The sequence below is a fragment of the Mycobacterium sp. ITM-2016-00316 genome, assembly GCF_002968335.2.
In the GTDB taxonomy this organism is placed as follows: Bacteria; Actinomycetota; Actinomycetes; order Mycobacteriales; family Mycobacteriaceae; genus Mycobacterium.
In genome coordinates, this window is sequence record NZ_CP134398.1 from 5,745,833 (window position 1) to 5,763,217 (window position 17,385).

18 protein-coding genes are annotated in these 17,385 nt (G+C 65.9%); 8 read left to right on the forward strand and 10 right to left on the reverse strand.

Features of this window, described 5'->3' with window-relative positions:
• Nucleotides 1-12: 12 nt before the first annotated feature.
• Genes C6A86_RS27885 through C6A86_RS27900 form a run of 4 tightly spaced genes read right to left on the reverse strand, consistent with a single transcriptional unit; the run spans nucleotide 13 to nucleotide 4,120 of the window.
• Entirely contained in the window at nucleotides 13-453 is a 441-nt protein-coding gene (locus C6A86_RS27885; protein WP_311100954.1) for a DUF5078 domain-containing protein, read from the reverse strand.
• 12 nt (nucleotides 454-465) lie between these two features.
• On the reverse strand, nucleotides 466-792 hold the full coding sequence (locus C6A86_RS27890) for a DUF732 domain-containing protein (RefSeq protein WP_311100955.1): 327 nt from the start codon (nucleotides 790-792) through the stop codon (nucleotides 466-468).
• Entirely contained in the window at nucleotides 792-3,692 is a 2,901-nt protein-coding gene (locus C6A86_RS27895) for an MMPL family transporter (protein WP_311100956.1), read from the reverse strand. Before C6A86_RS27895 ends, C6A86_RS27890 begins: the two co-directional genes overlap by 1 nt.
• Nucleotides 3,689-4,120, reverse strand: coding sequence for an MmpS family transport accessory protein (locus tag C6A86_RS27900; RefSeq protein ID WP_057169356.1), 432 nt, complete (start codon nucleotides 4,118-4,120; stop codon nucleotides 3,689-3,691). Before C6A86_RS27900 ends, C6A86_RS27895 begins: the two co-directional genes overlap by 4 nt.
• A 207-nt stretch (nucleotides 4,121-4,327) precedes the next feature.
• On the opposite strand from C6A86_RS27900, the gene C6A86_RS27905 reads away from it, so the two are divergent.
• On the forward strand, nucleotides 4,328-4,915 hold the full coding sequence (locus C6A86_RS27905; protein WP_105361583.1) for a TetR/AcrR family transcriptional regulator: 588 nt from the start codon (nucleotides 4,328-4,330) through the stop codon (nucleotides 4,913-4,915).
• On the opposite strand, the gene C6A86_RS27910 is transcribed toward C6A86_RS27905, so the two are convergent.
• Nucleotides 4,889-5,425: a hypothetical protein gene (locus C6A86_RS27910; protein ID WP_105361586.1), complete on the reverse strand. Its 537-nt coding sequence runs from the start codon at nucleotides 5,423-5,425 to the stop codon at nucleotides 4,889-4,891. The two genes, C6A86_RS27905 and C6A86_RS27910, sit on opposite strands and share 27 nt — an antisense overlap.
• An 89-nt stretch (nucleotides 5,426-5,514) precedes the next feature.
• On the opposite strand from C6A86_RS27910, the gene C6A86_RS27915 reads away from it, so the two are divergent.
• On the forward strand, nucleotides 5,515-6,327 hold the full coding sequence (locus tag C6A86_RS27915; protein ID WP_105361587.1) for a mycofactocin-coupled SDR family oxidoreductase: 813 nt from the start codon (nucleotides 5,515-5,517) through the stop codon (nucleotides 6,325-6,327).
• A gap of 9 nt (nucleotides 6,328-6,336) precedes the next feature.
• On the opposite strand, the gene C6A86_RS27920 is transcribed toward C6A86_RS27915, so the two are convergent.
• Nucleotides 6,337-7,833 (reverse strand): potassium/proton antiporter, encoded by a 1,497-nt coding sequence (locus C6A86_RS27920; RefSeq protein WP_105361584.1) that lies wholly within the window; start codon nucleotides 7,831-7,833, stop codon nucleotides 6,337-6,339.
• 37 nt (nucleotides 7,834-7,870) lie between these two features.
• On the opposite strand from C6A86_RS27920, the gene C6A86_RS27925 reads away from it, so the two are divergent.
• Complete coding sequence (locus C6A86_RS27925; RefSeq protein ID WP_199196047.1) at nucleotides 7,871-8,578, forward strand: TrkA family potassium uptake protein; 708 nt, start codon at nucleotides 7,871-7,873, stop codon at nucleotides 8,576-8,578.
• A gap of 60 nt (nucleotides 8,579-8,638) precedes the next feature.
• On the opposite strand, the gene C6A86_RS27930 is transcribed toward C6A86_RS27925, so the two are convergent.
• From C6A86_RS27930 to C6A86_RS27940, 3 genes are read right to left on the reverse strand one after another with little or no spacing between them, the layout of a single operon-like run.
• Nucleotides 8,639-10,291 (reverse strand): VWA domain-containing protein, encoded by a 1,653-nt coding sequence (locus tag C6A86_RS27930; protein ID WP_311100957.1) that lies wholly within the window; start codon nucleotides 10,289-10,291, stop codon nucleotides 8,639-8,641.
• Nucleotides 10,288-11,070, reverse strand: coding sequence for a CbbQ/NirQ/NorQ/GpvN family protein (locus C6A86_RS27935; protein ID WP_105361412.1), 783 nt, complete (start codon nucleotides 11,068-11,070; stop codon nucleotides 10,288-10,290). Before C6A86_RS27935 ends, C6A86_RS27930 begins: the two co-directional genes overlap by 4 nt.
• Before the next feature lie 11 nt (nucleotides 11,071-11,081).
• Nucleotides 11,082-12,194 (reverse strand): spirocyclase AveC family protein, encoded by a 1,113-nt coding sequence (locus tag C6A86_RS27940; RefSeq protein WP_396835413.1) that lies wholly within the window; start codon nucleotides 12,192-12,194, stop codon nucleotides 11,082-11,084.
• A 99-nt stretch (nucleotides 12,195-12,293) separates the two neighbouring features.
• Here C6A86_RS27940 and C6A86_RS27945 point away from each other — a divergent pair, with 99 nt between their 5' ends.
• The 5 genes from C6A86_RS27945 (at nucleotide 12,294) to C6A86_RS27965 (ending at nucleotide 16,529) form a co-directional block, all read left to right on the forward strand.
• The gene (locus C6A86_RS27945) at nucleotides 12,294-12,896 is read left to right on the forward strand and encodes a TetR/AcrR family transcriptional regulator (RefSeq protein ID WP_105361394.1); all 603 of its coding nucleotides are present in this window, start codon (nucleotides 12,294-12,296) and stop codon (nucleotides 12,894-12,896) included.
• A gap of 51 nt (nucleotides 12,897-12,947) precedes the next feature.
• A complete protein-coding gene (locus C6A86_RS27950) occupies nucleotides 12,948-14,339 on the forward strand; it encodes an aldehyde dehydrogenase (protein WP_396834410.1) in 1,392 nt (463 codons plus the stop codon).
• 13 nt (nucleotides 14,340-14,352) lie between these two features.
• Nucleotides 14,353-15,210, forward strand: a complete 858-nt coding sequence (locus tag C6A86_RS27955; protein ID WP_396834412.1) for an SDR family NAD(P)-dependent oxidoreductase — start codon at nucleotides 14,353-14,355, stop codon at nucleotides 15,208-15,210.
• Between the two features lie 135 nt (nucleotides 15,211-15,345).
• Entirely contained in the window at nucleotides 15,346-15,924 is a 579-nt protein-coding gene (locus tag C6A86_RS27960; RefSeq protein WP_158263232.1) for a DUF222 domain-containing protein, read from the forward strand.
• Nucleotides 15,885-16,529: an HNH endonuclease signature motif containing protein gene (locus C6A86_RS27965; protein WP_158263231.1), complete on the forward strand. Its 645-nt coding sequence runs from the start codon at nucleotides 15,885-15,887 to the stop codon at nucleotides 16,527-16,529. The genes C6A86_RS27960 and C6A86_RS27965 overlap by 40 nt, the downstream gene beginning before the upstream one ends.
• Here the strand turns inward: C6A86_RS27965 and C6A86_RS27970 are convergent.
• The gene (locus C6A86_RS27970) at nucleotides 16,526-17,377 is read right to left on the reverse strand and encodes a TauD/TfdA family dioxygenase (protein WP_105361954.1); all 852 of its coding nucleotides are present in this window, start codon (nucleotides 17,375-17,377) and stop codon (nucleotides 16,526-16,528) included. The two genes, C6A86_RS27965 and C6A86_RS27970, sit on opposite strands and share 4 nt — an antisense overlap.
• Nucleotides 17,378-17,385: the final 8 nt, after the last annotated feature.

The window sequence follows — 17,385 nt, forward strand, 5'->3', positions numbered from 1 at the left end:
CAATCTATAGCGTCACCAGACCCAGACCGACATGTCGTCGGGTGGGTAGTTCATGCAGACCGCGGTGGATGCGGCGACGACGCCCTTGTTGTTGAAGAAGATCTTGGCCCAGTTGGGCCAGTTCCAGGCCAGCTGTTCGTAGAAGGCGTTGGTGGCGGTGTCTTCGGAGTACTGGCGCCGGCCGGCGTAGTCCATGGCGAAGAACCAGTGGATGCGGTCCTGGACGGCGCGGTGCACCTCGGGGGATTTGTTGTTGTAGTCGATCATGTAGCGCTCGTAGTACACCGGGTTGGTGTCGCGGGTGGCTGCCAGGATCTGCTCGGCGGTGCACGGGGTGTGCAGGATCTTGCGCGGGATCGGGTAGTCCTCGGTGGCGTCGGCCGCCGCGGTGGGGGCCAGGGTCAGGGCGGCGGCCGCGGCAAGGGTGGCCAGGCTGAACTTCTTGATCTTCATGGCGGTGATCCTTTACTGCGCGGTGAGCAGGACGCGTTTGTCGGGGCAGTAGTAATTCATTGCCGCGCCGAGGAATTGGTATGCCTGTTCGGTGCTGGAGCCGCGCAGCAGTTGGTCGGAGACGAACTTCGCCGAGTCCTGTGCGGTGACGTCGACGCCGCGGTCGAGGCGTTTGCAGGCGATCTTGCCGATCCAGGCGTTGAAGTCCTTCTGCCCATAGATCCCGTAGGTGTGCAACTCCTTGGCGAAGTCACTGTCCGGATCGGCCTGGGCCGGCGCCGCGAAGACGAGGGCAGCCGCCCCGGCGAACAACACGGCACATGTCTTCTTGAACATCATCAACTCGTTTCCTGCGAGGAGCTTCCGGCGGCGACCGGCTGCTGGGGCCACGGCTGCGCGACCGGGCGCTGACGCACCCGCGTCGGCCACCAGAACCACTTGCCCAGCAGCGCCGCGATGGACGGTGTCATGAACGCCCGGATCACCAGGGTGTCGAACAGCAGACCCAGACCGATCGTGGTGCCCACCTGTGCCATCACGGTGAGCTCGCTGACCGCCATCGAGATCATGGTGAACGCGAACACCAGACCCGCGGCGGTCACCACCGAACCGCTACCACCCATGGCCCGGATGATGCCGGTGTTCAGTCCCGCGTGGATCTCTTCCTTCAAGCGCGCGACCAACAACAGGTTGTAGTCCGCGCCGACGGCCAGCAGGATGATCACCGCCATCGGTAGCACCATCCAGTGCAGCGGGATACCGATCAGGTGTTGCCACAGCAGCACCGAGATACCGAACGCCGACCCCAGCGAGATCACCACCGTGCCGACGATGACCGCGGCCGCCACAATACTGCGGGTGATGATCAGCATGATGATGAAAATCAGTCCGATGGAGGCGATTCCGGCGATGATCAGATCCCAGTTGGCGCCGTCCTGCATGTCCTTGAAGGTTGCCGCGGTACCACCGAGGTAGATCTTGGAACCCTCCAGCGGGGTGCCCTTGATGGCCTCCTTGGCCGCCAACTTGATCGCATCGATGCGCTCGATGCCGGCCGGGCTCAACGGATCACCGTCATGACTGATGATGAAGCGCACCGCGTGTCCGTTGGGGGACAGGAAGTTCTTCATCCCGCGCTTGAAGTCTTCGTTCTCGAACGTCTCCGGCGGCAGGTAGAAGGAGTCGTCGTTCTGCGCGGCGTCGAACGCCTCACCCATGGCCGACGAGTTGTCCTGCATCGCCGACATCTGATCCTGGATGCCCTTCTGGGTCTGATACATGGTCAGCATGTAGGTGCGCATGTTCTTCATCGTCGCGATCATCGACGGCATCAGCGCGACCATCTGCGGCATCAGCGCGTTGAGCCGCTCCATGTCCGGAATGATGTCCTGGATACCGTCGGTCATCACGTCGATGCCGTCGAGGGTGTCGAAGATCGAGCGCAGCGCCCAGCAGCCGGGAATGTTGAAGCAGTGCGGTTCCCAGTAGAAGTAGTTGCGGATCGGACGGAAGAAATCGTCGAAATTGGAGATGTTGTCCCGCAATTCGGCGATGTCGAGCGTCATCGTCTTCATCTTGCCGACCATGGAATTCGTCACCGCGGCCATCTGCACGGTGATGGCGCTCATCTTTTCCATATTGGTGATGGTCGTCAGCATGTCGTCGGCCTGCTTGAGCATGTCGGCCATCATGTCCTGCTGGTACTTCTCGTTCATTTTCTGCGTGGTGCCCTGCATGCTGATCTGGAACGGTATCGAGGTGTGCTCGATCGGGGTTCCCTGCGGGCGGGTGATGGCCTGCACGCGGCCCACACCTTCGGTCCGGAAGATCGCCTTGGCGATCTTGTCGATCACCAGGAAGTCCGCGGAGTTGCGCAGATCGTGGTCGCTTTCCACCAGCAGCAGCTCGGGATTCATCCGGGCCTGCGAGAAGTGCCGGTCCGCGGCCGCGTAACCCTCGTTCGCCGGCAGATCTGCCGGCATGTACTCACGGTCGTTGTAGTTGGTGTGATAGCCGGGCAATGCGAGAAGTCCGACCATGGTGATCGCGATGGTGCTGACCAGGATGGGCCCGGGCCAACGGACCACGGCCGCACCGATCTTGCGCCAGCCGCGGGTGCGCATGGCGCGCTTGGGCTCCAGGATCTTGCCGAACCGGGTGGCCACGGTGATGATCGCCGGACCCAGCGTCAATGCGACGAGCACCACGACCGTCATGCCGACGGCCAGGGGGATACCCAAGGTCACGAAGTACGGCATGTTCGTGAAGTGCAGGCAGAACGTCGCACCCGCGATCGTCAGACCCGAGCCGAGCACGACGTGCGCGGTGCCGTGGAACATGGTGTAGTACGCGGACTCTCGGTCCTCACCCTCGGAACGGGCCTCCTGATATCGGCCCAGGAGGAAGATCGCGTAGTCCGTGGACGCGGCGATGGCCAGCGTCACCAACAATCCGGTGGCGAACACCGACAGCCCGATGATCTCGTGATAGCCCAGGAAGGCCACCACACCGCGCGCGGACATCAGGCACAGCACCACCATCACGATGGTGATGAGCATCGTGACGAACGATCGGTAGATCAGCAGCAGCATCACGATGATGACGGCGAAGGTCAGCGCCTCGATGATCCGCAGGCTACGGTCACTGGCGATCTGCTGATCCGCTTGCAGGGCAGCGGGTCCGGTGACGAAGACCTTCAGGCCCGGCGGTGCCTGCATGTTGTAGACGATGTCCTGGACGGCATCGATGGACTCGTTGGCCAGCGCCTCGCCCTGGTTACCCGCGGTGTAGACCTGCACGTAGGTGGACTGGCCGTCGGCACTCTGCGCGCCCGAGGCCGTCAGCGGGTCACCCCAGAAATCCTGGATGTGCTGGACGTGTATCGGGTCCTGCTCGAGCTTCGCGATCATCTCTTTGTAGAAATCGCGGTCGGCTTCGTCGAGTTTGTGGTCGGCCTCCAGCACGATCATGATCGAGCTGTCGGAGGTGAACTCCTCGAATACGGTGCCGACCCGCTTGGTGGCGATCACCGACGGCGCATTCGACGGACTCATCGAGACCGAGCGCATCTGCCCGACCTCTTCGAGCTGCGGGACGGAGACGTTCAGGAATCCGATCACCACCACCCAGCCGATGATGATCGGCAGGGCCAGCGTGCGAACCCACTTGGCGATGCCGCCACGATGTTGGGGCGTGGCCACCGCAATGGCGTCGGTGCGGGGCTCGTTGCTGAAGGTCATGCCGATTTCACCAGGCAGTAGGTGTGGGCGCCGACGCCGTCGACGGTGCGCTCATCCTTCACCTCGTCATCGACGGTGATCCGGCACGACAGCGTGCTGCCATCGCCCTGCCCGGAAATGGTCGGGAACACCGACGGCGCGGTGGTGCTCAGCGTGATCTCCCACGGCAGCGTCACATTGTCGGCGCGCACCGGGCGAGCATCGAGATCCATGTAGTTCACATTGGCCGTCGCCCCGGGCTCACCCCACACCTCGTACTTGACGACCTTCGGGTCGAACGGCTCGGTGTCATCGGAGGCGCTGTTCTCGGTCGAGATGTAGCCGGGCCCGGTCCCGAAAAATGTGCGCACCCGCATCACGGTGAACGTCGCCACCAGGACCACCGCCACGATGACCAGGGGGATCCAGATCCGCTTCAGCACGTTCACCGCTGGGACGCCATTCGCCTATTGGGCCTTTCGCATAGCCTTGCTAACCGACTGCGGTCAGGTTAGCCACACGGCTAAGCTAGTACAAGTCGCACGGCTAGAAAATGTGACGCGGACAACTTATCGACCGCATCGCGGCCCCCGACATGTCAAAGTGTCCGGGATGTCATGTCGGTGAGCACAGAACCTCAGGAAGGAGCGGCGACGATGGCCAAGCCGGTATCGCAGCGCGGGTTCGCGCGCGAACGGGTGATCGAGGCCTCGCTGTCCCTCTTCGCCGAACGCGGCGTCAACGGCACGTCGCTGCAGATGATCGCCGACCACCTTGGCGTCCGCAAGGCCGCCATCTATTACCAATTCCACACCAAGGACGACATCGTGCTGGCGGTGGTTCGGCCGGTCTTCGACGATATGGCGCGGCTGGTCCGCATCGCCGAGTCGATTGCCTCCCCCGATTCCCGTCGCGACGCGACGATCAGCGGTTTCGTCGAGCTCGCGGTGCGTCATCGCCGGATCGGGTCGCTGTTCTACGGCGATCCCGCGGTGATATCGCTGGTGCAGTCGCATCAGGAGTTCGAGGACATCGCCAACAACCTGCGGGAACTGCTGATCGGCGCCACCCACGACATCGGGACCCGCGTCGCCATCGCCATGATCACCGCGGGGGTCTTCGGAAGCACCGCCGAGCCGCATCTGCAGGACGTCGAAGACAGTGACCTGCACCGTGTGCTGCTCGACTGCGCGCAGAGCCTGTTGCGGTCACCGGACTCAGCCGGCGCCCGCCTCGGCGGGTAGCGGCGGCGGTAGCGGCGTCGTCGAGGTCTGAGTCGTCGAGGTCCGCGTCGCCGAGGACGTCGGCGTGGTGACCACACTGAACTCCTCGGGCGTGTGCACATCGAGCAGCGACTCGTCCCGGATCACCTCGTCGCCCGAGCTCACCACGAGCGATTCGGTGGTGACCGTGTAGGACAGCCCGTCGTTCTCGGCGACATACCCGTCACCGGTGGCGGTGGCCGGCAGCACCAGCCGAGCCCCGTCGCGCACCCGCACACCGCGGTATTGGTAGCTGCCGTCGGACTGTTCGCAGATCGCGACCCGCGATGTCTCGGTGCTGCCGAAGATGACGGCGGTGGCCGGCGAGGCGCAGCGCGCGGTCGACTCCAGGTAGCCCTGGCTGTCCGACTCCGGAGCGGCGTCGGCAGAAGCCGACATCACCAGCACGGTGGCGCCCGCCACCGCAGCCACGGCCAAGCCGACCACCAGCCGACGCGACGGGTGGGCGGTGGGAGATTCGGGAGCAGACATCGCTTTCAGCTGACCACGGAACGGCACATTTCTGCCACCGCTGATGCCGACCCGTGATGATTTCGCGCCCGTCGCGCAGTCTGTACGTCATGACCGGACGCACAGCACTCATCACCGGCGGGGCGCGTGGGCAGGGCCGCGCGCACGCGATCGCCCTCGCACAGGCGGGCACCGACATCGTGTTCTGCGATATCGCAGCCCCGATCGAAGAGGTGGATTACGAACTGCCCACCCCCGCAGACATGCAGGAGACGGTTCGGGCCGTCGAAGCGGCAGGCGGGCGATGTGTCGCGCTCACCGCCGACGTCCGGGACCTGAACGCCATGCAGTCGGTCGCCGACGCCGCGTATGACGCGTTCGGGCGCCTCGACATCGTCATCGCAAACGCCGGGATCGCCAGCGGTTCCCCGCTCACGACCATGTCCGAACAGCGCTGGCGCACCATGATCGACGTCAACCTCACCGGTGTCTTCAACACCTTCCGCGCTGTGCTGCCGCGGCTGATCGAGCAGGGCACCGGTGGGCGGCTCATCGCCACGGCCTCCAGCGTCGCGACCACCGGGGCCCGTGACGCCGCGCATTACGCGGCCGCCAAGGCCGGTGTGGTGGCGTTGGTGCGCTCACTCTCCTTCGAGGTTGCCGAGCACGGCATCACCGTCAATGCCCTGCTGCCCTCCGGCGTGGACACCCCGATGATCCACAATCCGATGACCTACCGGACCATCCGGCCCGACCTGGTCGACGCGGGGCGCGCCGATGTCGAGGAGATCTTCGCCAAGGGCCGCCCCCGGCCCGGTCTGCTGGAGCCCGAGGACGTCGCCAACGCGGTGCTCTACCTGGTGTCCGACCAGGGCCGCCTGCGCTCCGGTGACACCCTGACGTTGTCCAATGGATTGGACTGAGCAACAACGCTATTCCGCGTCGCCGTATTCGTCGAACCAGTAGGCCAGCTTGCCCCGCCGGCTGACGGCCCGCAGCCGAGCCTCGGCGGCGGCGCGCATCGTGCTGGTGGTGACGATCAGCAACTCGTCACCGGTGGCGAGCCGGGTATCGGGCAGCGGGACGAAGGTGTGCCCGTCCCGGATGATCAGCGTGATCACCGCGGGGTCGGGCAGCCGCAGCTCCAGGATCGTCACGTTGTGCAGCCGCGACGGGGACTGCACCTTCATGGTCAACAGCTCGGCGTCGAGCACATCCAACGGTGCGGCCTCCACCTGGATCTCGCGGGTGACCTCACCATCGGTGAGACCCAACAGGCGCGCCATCAGGTGCAGGCTCGGCGCCTGGATCACCGTGAAGATCACCACCAGGATGAAGACGATGTTGAGCAACCGCGAGCTGCCCGCGATCCCGGCGACGATCGGGAAGGTCGCCAGCACGATCGGCACCGCACCGCGCAGGCCGGCCCAGGACAGGAAAAGCTGCTCCCGGAACGGGATCCCGAACCCGACAAGCGACGCCGCCACCGACACCGGCCGCGCGACCAACAGCAGGATCGTCCCCACGACGATCGCCGGCACGACGTCACGGGCCAGTTCACTCGGGTCGACGAGCAGACCGAGCAGCACGAACAGCCCGATCTGGGCAAGCCAGCCGAGCCCTTCGGCGAAGGACCGGGTCGCCGAGCGGTGCGGCAGACCCGAGTTGGCGAGCACCACCGCCGAGAGGTAGGCGGCCAGGAATCCGCTGCCGTGCACGCTGCCCGCGGCGGCGAACGCCACCACCCCCAACCCGAAGGTGGCGATCGGGTACAGACCCGATGCCGGCAGCGCGATGCGCCGCAAGGTGAGCGCGCCGAGAAACCCGACGGCCAAACCGATCACGGCTCCGGCCACCAATTCGAAGACGATCTCGCCGAGGGCTCCGGCCGGTTCGAACACGAACGGCACCACACTGAACATCAGCACCAGGATCACCGCGGGTGCGTCGTTGAATCCGGACTCGGCCTCCAGTAGACCGGCCAGCCGCCGCGGCAGCGGTAGCACCCGCAGCACCGAGAACACCGCCGCCGCGTCGGTCGAGGACACGATCGCACCCAGCAGCAACGCCAGCTGCCAGTTGAAGCCGAGCAGGAAGTGCGCTGCGGCAGCGGTGATCAGCGTGCTCACCACGACGCCGACGATGGCCAGTGCGGCCGCCGGCGCCAGCACCTTGCGGATATCGGAAAACCGGGTTGTCAGACCACCTTCGACCAGAATCACCGCCAGCGCAGCGGTGCACACGTTGCGCGCGAGCTCCACACTGTCGAAGTCCAGGCCCAGCCCGTCCTCGCCGAGTACCACCCCGACCAGCAGGAAGAACAGCAGGGCGGGAAAGCCGACCCGCGTCGCCACCCGGGTACCGATGATGCTCGCGAGCAGCACGAGGCCGCCGATCAGCATCGCCAGGTACAGCTGGTGCAACGTCATAGAGTTAAGTCAAGATAGCCCGGTGGCAGTACGCAAGATGCGGATCGGGATAGCGGGCGCCGGTAACGTCGGCCGCTCCGTCGCGCGCGAACTGCTCGAATACGGCCACAAGGTGCTGCTGATCGAACGCGAGCGGCGGCGATTCGAACCGCACACCGTTGCCGGCGCCGACTGGTTGCTCGCCGATGCCTGCGAGCTGTCCGCGTTGCAGGAGGCGGGGGCGCAGACCTGTGATGTGGTGATCGCCGCGACGGGTGACGACAAGGCCAATCTGGTCGTCGGGCTGCTCGCCAAGACCGAGTTCGGGGTGCGGCGGGTGGTCGCGCGCATCAACGATGTCGACAACCAGTGGCTGTTCAGTCAGGCCTGGGGTATCGACGTGGCGGTGTCGACGCCGGGCGCCCTGGCCGCCAGCATCGAGGGCGCCATCGACGTCGGTCACCTCATCCGATTGATGGGCCTGCGTGAGGGCCGCGCCAGTCTCACCAAACTGACTCTGCCCATGGACAATTCGCTGGTCGGACAGCGGGTGGATCAGTTGGAGCTGCCACCCAACACCGCGCTGGTGACATTGCTGCGCGGTGACACCGTGTTGATCCCGAAACCCGGGGACATCTTCGCCACCGGTGACGAACTGCTGCTGATCGGCGGCGAGGGTGACAGCCAGTCCGCGAAGGCGGTCTCGAACAGGGTTGCCGGGCCGGCGGGCACGATGCTGTGGTCGTCGATGACGGCTCCGAAGTAGGGTGCCGCCGGGACCTTCGAGCCGATCACGCCCGGTGCGCACACCCGTGAAAGTCCGTAGTCAGCGTGGTGCGGCGAGCTCCCGTAGCGCGGACAGGAACAGCTCGTCCATCCGGGGACTCAGCTCGGACAGCGACGCGCCGACCGCATTGCAGGCCGATCCGAAGACCCGCTGGAACTCCTCGCCGCCGCTACCTGCTCCGATCGACAGACACAGACAGGCCACCCCGACGGCCCGGAGCTCGGCGAGTGCGGTGTGCGCATCGGCCTCTGCGTATCGCCCCTCGTAGCCGTTGTCGTAGGGGTAGCCGTCCGACAGGACGACCAACAGCCGGTTCGGGGTACCGGCGGTGTTCTGCAGGATGTCCCCGGCACCTCGGATGGCGGCTCCGAGGCGGGTGTACCCGGACGGTTGCAGCTGGTTCAACCGGGCACGTTCGGCCGCACCGAACCGCTGCTCGAACGTCTTGATGGCCGGCAGGTGCACGGCGTTGCGTCCCTGCGATCGAAAGGCGTAGACCGCCACCCGGTCTCCGAGTTCCTCCAGCGTCGCCGCCATGGTCGCAGCGGCCCGGCGCTGGTGATCGTGCACGGCCAGGCCGTCCGGGTCGGCGTCGGTGGCCGACCCGGAGGCATCGACCAGGATCAGGACGCCCAGGTTGCGTTCGAGCTTTCGGCGTTCGAGGTAGACGTTGTCCGGCGGTGAGAAGCCGGCACGCAGATCCACACACATCGCGATGAGCGCTTCGGTGTCGAGCTCATCGCCGTCGGCGCGGGCCCGTAACCTTTTCAGCCCCAGCCCTACTCGCGCGAGCCGCTGTCGCAACACCGCATCCTGAGGTACCTCGGCGGCCGCGACGTCGACATCGCTGACGAGCGGGAAATCGATGACCCGGCACCAGTCGGGGCGGTACCGGTTGTGGTGCACGTCCCACTCCGGGAACAGGGCACCGCGCACACCCACAGCAGACCCGGGCTTCTCCGTGCCGGTGAAGCGGATGTGGGTCGGGGCCGGGCGTGCGTTGATCCCCAGCCGCTGCACCTGGCGAACCGAGCACACCCGCAGATCACCGCCGGCGGCATCGTCGTCGTTCGACTTCGCGCCACCGAACAGCTTGCGCAGAAAGTCCGACAGTGCTTGTGAGTTGACCGGCGCCTCGAACAGTTTGAGGATCTTGCTCTTGCCGCCCGGTTCGTCCTCGTCCCCGGAATCCTCGTCATCGGTGGACAGTGCAGACGAATCATTCTCGCCGGCAGCAGAACCCGGACCGACCGCATTCGGGAGCACCGTCCGCGCTCTGATGACACCGAACCAGTCCGGCGGGTCGGGCACCGGCCCTCTGCTCCGTGCCAGCACCAGCGACTCGGCGCAACCGGCGGTGTGCGGGCCGCCGTCGGACAGCAGCGTGGCCGCGATCGGCAGGCGCTCGGCCAGGTCGGCGATCACCCGCCGACCCTCCAGCGCCAGATAGCGGCGCGCGGTCGACGGTCTCGCCCGTATCGCCTTCAGGTATCCGGGCGCCAGGCTCCCGGCGCCGAGAAGTGCACTCTGCAGCAGCATCTCGCGGCGGATCTGGTCGAGGGAAGCGCCCGCCGTCACATAGACCGTGCGCCCGTCGGTGTAGGCCGGTTGCCCACCGGGGGCCTCCGCAACATCGAGCGACACGCCTGCCACAAAGGTGGCGAGCAGCCGGAGCCGGTCGGGCTCCGTCACGCCCGGGGCAACATCGCATCGACGAGTTCGCCCAGCCCGCGCGCGATATCGGCGTCATCGGTCAACACCTGGACCATCGCCGACTGCACCGCGCTGCGCACAGTGAGCCCCTCGGCGATCAGTCCGCCGGTGAGGATCAACATCCGGGTCGACGATGCCTCCCGCAGCGGTGAGCCGTCCAGGTTGCGGATGGCGTTCGCGAGGCGCACGAGCGTGCGGGCGGTCTCCTGATCGATGTCGGCCTCGTGGGCGACAACCTCGGTCTCGATCTCCGGCGGCGGGAAACCGAGCTCGATGGCGACGAAGCGCTGGCGGGTCGACTCCTTGAGACTCTTCAGCACACTCTGGTAGCCCGGGTTGTAGGAGATCACCAGCTGAAAGCCCGGTGCCGCAGGCAATGTCACGCCGAGCCGGTCGACGGGGAGCTCACGCCGGTGGTCGGCCAGCGGGTGGATCACCACCGTGGTGTCCTGGCGAGCCTCCACGATCTCGTCGAGATAGAACACCGCGCCCGTACGTACCGCCCGAGTCAGCGGCCCGTCCACCCAGACGGTGTCGCCGCCCTTGAGCAGGAATCTGCCGACCAGATCGGCCGATGTCATGTCTTCATGTCCGGCGACGGTGATCAGTTCCCGGCCGAGATCCTGGGCCATGGCTTCGACGAAGCGGGTCTTCCCGCAGCCTGTCGGCCCCTTCAACAGGATCGGCGATCCTCGCCGCGCCGCAGCCCGGAAAACATCGCGCTCTTCGCCGACCGATCGGTAGAACGTTGCGGGCATGACGGTGTCGATCACTGCCCGGGCCGTTCGAAGGGAACCACCGGCGGCATGGTCGCACCCTCGGGCAGCACGAGTTCACCGTCGGTGTTGATGTATCCGGAGTCGTTCTTGTGCATCGGGAGGTCCGGGTGCGGACAGGGTTTGTCGGTGCCCTCACCGCAGATCCCGCCGTTGAAGTACGAACGCTTCTGGTGGTCTTCTGGCCAGGGGTCGGCGTGCATGCCGAGGTAGATCGCCGGCACGTTGTAGAAGAAGAAGAAGCAGGCACTGACGCCGGCGAAGATGGCCAGGAACCGGGTGAACTGTTGCCGGACGAAACCGCCTCGCACACTGTCCAATCCGCGTTCCATGATGGTGCGGCCGCGGTCATCGGTGAAGTAGCGCAGACAGCACAATGCGGTCTGCACCGCGCCCCACATCAGACCTTCGTAGACCGGCCACTGATAGTAGGTGCCGGCATTGAACGAAACCGCCTGGATGGCACCGGGATAGGTGTACAGCCCGGTGGGCAGCAGGACCAAGGCTTCCATGACGAAATCGAAGACGAAGGCGATCGCATAGGTCACCATGATCAGCCGGAAATTGCTGATGCTCGGCCAGCGGGCCTTGATCTTGCGCATGATCACGCAGCCGATGATGGTGATGAGCAGGACCCCGTAGGCATAACCCGGGGCGTTGGTGAGCAGCGGCTCGGCGACCATCGCACCGGGTTTCTCGACATTCGTCGTGCCGGGCAGGTACGGCGCCCACGAGCCCATGTTGAACAGCCAGGTGTTGTAGGTACACCAGGTGTTGAAGTAGTTCAGGAACGGGTCCTGGAAGAACATCAGGCCCATCGAGATGAGCAGCATGCCGTCCAGGGTGATCCTGCGCTCTTGCCGCCATGGCTTGATGAAGAAGTAATAGAGCGCGAACGGCAAAGCGAGCCAGAGAACCACCGCATTCGCGATGAGCGGGATCTTCATGTAGAGCGGAGGCTCGCTCGGCCCCTGTGGCACCCGCTCGAAATAGGGCCCGGTGATCCACCGGATCCACACGTACAGCTGTAGGGCCAGGATGGCGGCGCCGATACCCGCCAGAACCTTGACCCGGTTCGACGTCCGCGGACCTGGCTCCTTGGGTATTGCTGCGTCGCTGATCGATTCGGTACTCACCACGACAAGATACCCATGAGTATCTGAGCAACTCAAGGGTTTCTTGGATTCTGTGCCAGACTGGTCCGCATGGTCGAGCAGTGGACGCGCGAGAAGCGCCTGGAGCGCACCCGCTCCCTGCTGCTCGACGCCGCCGAAGAAGTCTTCGCGGACAAGGGCTTCGCGCCGGCAAGTCTCGACGACATCGCGCGGACGGCCGGGTACACGAAGGGCGCGATCTACAAGCACTTCGACACCAAGGAAGATCTGTTCTTCGCGGTCAGCGACCGGTACTGGCGGCGGTATTTCGACAATTTCGCCGAGGTGCTGTCCTCGGCGACCGAGGTCGGCGCGTCCGAACTCGACGCCATCGCGGCGCGGTGGCGCCAGCTGAGCCTGGACCGCGGGGCCGAACACAGCGCATTGGGTCACGAGTTCACCCTCTACCTGCTGCGCAACCCCGAGGCCCGGGAACGGGTCGCCGGTAAACGATCCGAAGTCGTCGAGGCGCTGAGTACGTTCATCAGCGAAGGCATGGAACGGTTGGGCGCCACGCTGCTCATCCCGCCGCTGACCTTCGCTCAGGTGTTGGTGGCGACCAGCGATTCGGTGGTCCTCGGCAGCCAGCTCGACGATGTCGACCTGTACCGGCCCATCGTGGAGATGTACATGTCGGCCATCAAACTGGGCTGACGTATGCTCGGGGCCGTCAATGCCAAGTAGTTGATACCCGAGGGGGCTGGCGTGCTCGAACTGGTTTCTCCGCACACCGAGGAACTGCTCGCCGAGGTCCCGATCTCCACCCCCGCAGATATCGACGCCGCCGTGCGCGCGGCACGCGCCGCCGTCGACTCCGGACCCTGGCCACGGATGCCACCGGGTGAGCGTGTCGAGGTGCTGCGCCGGTTCGCCGATGTCTATCGCGCGCACGGCAAGGAGATCGCCCAGCTGATCACGGCCGAGATCGGCGCGCCGATCACCTTCGCGCAGCGCGCCCAGGTCGGCCTGCCGTCGATGATGATCGGCGCGTTCTGCGATACCGCGCAGGGTTACGACTGGCAGGAGGTCCGGCCCGGCTTCTTCGGCGCCGATATCCACGTCCGCAAGGAACCCGTCGGTGTGGTGGCCGCGATCGTGCCGTGGAACATGCCGCAGTTCCTGACCATGGCCAAGCTGGTGCCAGCGCTGCTGGCCGGGTGCGCGGTCATCGTGAAGCCGGCGCCGGAAACCTCATTGGACGCGCTTTTTCTGGTGAAGCTGTTCGAGGAGGTGGGACTGCCGCCCGGGGTGGTGACGGTGCTGCCGGGTGACCACACCGTGGGCGCGCACCTGGTCGGCCATCCCGGGGTCGACAAGGTCTCCTTCACCGGGTCCACCGCGGTCGGCAAGGCGGTCGCCGCCGCGTGTGCGGCCAACCTCACCAAGGTGAGCCTGGAACTCGGCGGCAAGTCCGCGGCCATCATCCTCGACGATGCCGACCCCGCCACGGTCGCGGCCGGGGTGCGCTCGGCCAGCCTGTCCAACAGCGGCCAGATCTGCAATGCGCTGACCCGCATCCTCGTGCCGGCGCCCCGGCAGCAGGAGTTCGTCGACGCGCTCGCCGCGGAGATCGCCGCGATCACCGTCGGCGATCCGACCGATCCGCAGACCCAGCTCGGGCCGCTGGTGAATCGGCGTCAGCAGCAGCGGGTGCTCGACTACATCCGGATCGGCCAGGATGAGGGTGCTCGGCTGGTCATCGGCGGCACCGACGCTCCCGCCGGTATCGACCGCGGCTGGTATGTGCGCCCGACGTTGTTCGCCGATGCGCAGAACTCGATGCGGATCGCGCAGGAGGAGATCTTCGGGCCGGTCCTGACGGTCATCGGCTACCGCGACGAACAGGAGGCCGTGGCACTGTCCAACGACTCCGGCTACGGCCTCGCGGGCTCGGTGTGGACGGCGGACACCGACCGTGGGCTGGGCATCGCCGCGCAGATCAAAACCGGCACCTTCGGCGTCAACCAGGGCTACACGATGGACCCCTTCGCACCGTTCGGTGGCGTCAAGGACAGTGGGTACGGCCGCGAGCTCGGCCGCGAGGGTCTGGAAGGCTACCTCGATACCAAATCAATCGCCGTCGCGGCAGGAGCGTGATCGTTTGTCCCCCTTGAATTTCGATGGTCGGGTTGTCGTCGTGACCGGTGCTGGCGGCGGCCTCGGGCGTTGTCACGCGCTGGAGTTCGCCCGCCGCGGTGCCCATGTGGTGGTCAACGACGTAGGCGCGGCGGTGGACGGCACCGGGCCGGCGACGTCGGCGGCGCAGGCCGTGGTCGACGAGATCACCTCCGCCGGCGGCTCGGCGGTCGCGAACACCGATTCGGTGGCCACCGATGAGGGCGGCAAAGCCATCATCGGCACCGCGACCGAGGCCTTCGGCCGGGTGGATGTGCTGATCAATAATGCCGGCATCCTGCGGGACGCCGCGTTCAAGAACATGACCGCCGATCAGGTGGATGCCGTCCTCGATGTGCACCTGCGGGGCGCCTTCAATGTCACCCGCGCCGTATGGCCGGTGTTCCGGGAGCAGGACTACGGACGCATCGTCATGACCACCTCCGGGTCCGGCCTGTTCGGCACGTTCGGGCAGTCGAACTACGGGGCGGCCAAGACCGGTCTGGTCGGGTTGATGAATGTGCTGGCGATCGAAGGGCAGCGCAACAACATTCGGGTCAACGCCATCTCCCCCATCGCCAGGACGCGGATGACGGAGAACACCATGACCGAGTTGGTGAAGGATCTCGATCCCGAGGACGTCACCCCCGTGGTCGTGTACCTGGCCCACGAGAGTTGCGAGCGGACCGCCAACATCTACCGGGTCGGGGGCAAGCACGTGTCGCGGGTGTTCATCGCCGAGACGGCCGGTGTGGATCTGGAGGCTCCGACCGCGGAGGCCTTCGCCGCGGAGATCGACGCCATCGATGACGCCGGGTCGTTCACGATCCGGGGCGGGCCGGCGCGGACGTAGTCGTCGTCGATTAGGTGACCTACCAAAATCTCTCCCCCGCAACCCCTTTCGGTTAGTCGCACTAATCGACGGGGACGGCGCCACCACGTCTCGGCGCCCCAGAACATGTCAGTCTGTCGCACTAGTGTTCGAATCATGGTGGACGAAGAACTGGCATACGAAGAAGAGGAACGTCGCGCGGCCCTGGCGGTCGACAATATCGGCGCCGAAGCCCGCGAGGAAAACGCCTGCGGAGCCCGCCGGTTGTTCGCGATCGGCCAACTCTACGAGGCGCGCGCTCCGGACGACGACACCGAGAAGCTGTGCTGGGCCATCGACGGGCACACCAGCCTGGTGGCTGAAGTCGCCACCGCACTGGGGGTAAGCCGCTGTCGGGCCGCCGCTCAGGTCAAGATGGCAATCGCTCTGTATACGAAGCTCCCACGGGTCCTGCGCACCGCGAAGAGCGGCTGGTTGGACTACCGCATGCTCGCAGCCATCGTGTGGCGCACCGAGCTGATCGTCGATGGGGACGTGCTGGAACGTGTCGATGACCGGTTGGCCGAGAGAGCGCCGAAATGGGCACGGCTGTCCGAACCGAAGATCGAGGCCCGGATCAACGCCGTCATCGCCGCGCAAGATCCCGAAGCGGTGCGCATCCGCGAACAGATCCGTCGCGACCGCGAGGTCGGGGGGTGCACCTCATCGCCGACCGTGCCGGCACCACCGCCCTGACGGGCAGCCTCGACCAGATCGACGCCGAAGCCCTCGCGGCCGCCGTCGAACACGCCACTGTGCGCGAGGTCGACCCCGGTCCCGTCACCGTGGAGCAGGGCCGATTCCCGTCCGCCAAGCTCGCCGAATTCATCCGCTCCCGCGATCTCACCTGCCGCTTCCCCGGCTGCGACGTCCCGGCCTGGGACACCGATATCGACCACACCGTGGCCTGGCCCGCCGGTCCCACCCATCCGTCGAACCTCAAATGCCTATGCCGAACGCATCATCTTCTGAAGACGTTCTTCGACGGCTGGAACGACGTGCAGCTGGCCAACGGCACCGTCGTATGGACCTCGCCGACCGGTCATGTGTACACCACCGAACCCGAAGGCGCACAATGGTTCGCCGGTCTCGGAGACCCCACCGGCGAACCCACCCTGCAGGCTATCGTGCCGACCCTCGCCCAACGGTGCATGAAGATGCCCGCCCGCGAACGGCCGCGCCACGAGGACACCCGCCGACGCGTCACCGCCGAGCGCCACGCCAACCATCGACGTCTGCACCAACAAGAACAGGACCACCAGGCCTGGCTCGCCGCCCACGACGAACCCGCACCCTTCTAAACGATGGGTTCGTCCCCGAGCACCGTGGTGCGCAACATCTCTCGGGGGGAGTTCGGCTCGTACGGCGCGGCACGGTGCAGCACGCCCTGGTTGTCCCAGATCACCGTGTCGCCCACCGACCATTTGTGGCTGTACACCTTGTCGGGCGTCGTGGAATGCTCCAGCAACTCGGTGAGCAGCGCGCGGCCCTCATCGCGATCCATGCCCACGATGTAGTCCGCGGACGCGCCGAGCACCAGTGACTTACGGCCGCTGCGGTGCGTCCAGATCAACGGATTCTCGTGTGTGGGGCGAGATTTCCACCGCTGCACCTGCTCCGGCGTGGGATCGGGATACACCCGGCGCTGCGAGGCCTCCAGGGAATGCACGACACGCAGCGCGGCGTACCGCTCCTTCTCGCCGTCGCTGAGCGTCTCGTAGGCAGCATAGGAGTTCGCGAATTCCGTCTCCCCGCCGCGGGCGGCAACCTGGATAGCCGACAGCACCGTGGCCTTCTGCGGGCACTCACCGGCTGTCGGCGTGCACCCGTCGATATGCCAATCGAAGGTCGCCTTCAGGTACTCGGCCGCCTTGTTCTTGCTCTTGTCCAGCGTGATCGGATAGATGCCCGACACCGGGTGATGGCCATCTGCGGTCCGGTCGATCTCGCCGAGGCGCTCGCAGAACGCCACCTGCGCCTGCGGATCCTCGTCGAGATGCAGATTGTGGAAGACCAAGACCCCGTTGTCCTCCAACGCATCCAGCACCGCCGATGCCAGACCGTCATCGGTGGCCAACCGATCCGGGTCGACACCGCTTACTTCGGCTCCCACCGAAGCGGTGAGCTTGTTGATGGTGAGCACACTCATGGTGCGTC

Coding starts and splice junctions, on each gene's coding strand:
- C6A86_RS27890 (WP_311100955.1), bottom strand. CDS start 792: ATGATGTTCAAGAAGACATGTGCCGTGTTGTTCGCCGGGGCGGCTGCC.
- C6A86_RS27915 (WP_105361587.1), top strand. CDS start 5,515: ATGACCGGACGCACAGCACTCATCACCGGCGGGGCGCGTGGGCAGGGC.
- C6A86_RS27935 (WP_105361412.1), bottom strand. CDS start 11,070: ATGCCCGCAACGTTCTACCGATCGGTCGGCGAAGAGCGCGATGTTTTC.
- C6A86_RS27905 (WP_105361583.1), top strand. CDS start 4,328: ATGGCCAAGCCGGTATCGCAGCGCGGGTTCGCGCGCGAACGGGTGATC.
- C6A86_RS27925 (WP_199196047.1), top strand. CDS start 7,871: ATGCGGATCGGGATAGCGGGCGCCGGTAACGTCGGCCGCTCCGTCGCG.
- C6A86_RS27960 (WP_158263232.1), top strand. CDS start 15,346: ATGGTGGACGAAGAACTGGCATACGAAGAAGAGGAACGTCGCGCGGCC.
- C6A86_RS27910 (WP_105361586.1), bottom strand. CDS start 5,425: ATGTCTGCTCCCGAATCTCCCACCGCCCACCCGTCGCGTCGGCTGGTG.
- C6A86_RS27920 (WP_105361584.1), bottom strand. CDS start 7,833: ATGACGTTGCACCAGCTGTACCTGGCGATGCTGATCGGCGGCCTCGTG.
- C6A86_RS27970 (WP_105361954.1), bottom strand. CDS start 17,377: ATGAGTGTGCTCACCATCAACAAGCTCACCGCTTCGGTGGGAGCCGAA.
- C6A86_RS27945 (WP_105361394.1), top strand. CDS start 12,294: ATGGTCGAGCAGTGGACGCGCGAGAAGCGCCTGGAGCGCACCCGCTCC.
- C6A86_RS27885 (WP_311100954.1), bottom strand. CDS start 453: ATGAAGATCAAGAAGTTCAGCCTGGCCACCCTTGCCGCGGCCGCCGCC.
- C6A86_RS27895 (WP_311100956.1), bottom strand. CDS start 3,692: ATGACCTTCAGCAACGAGCCCCGCACCGACGCCATTGCGGTGGCCACG.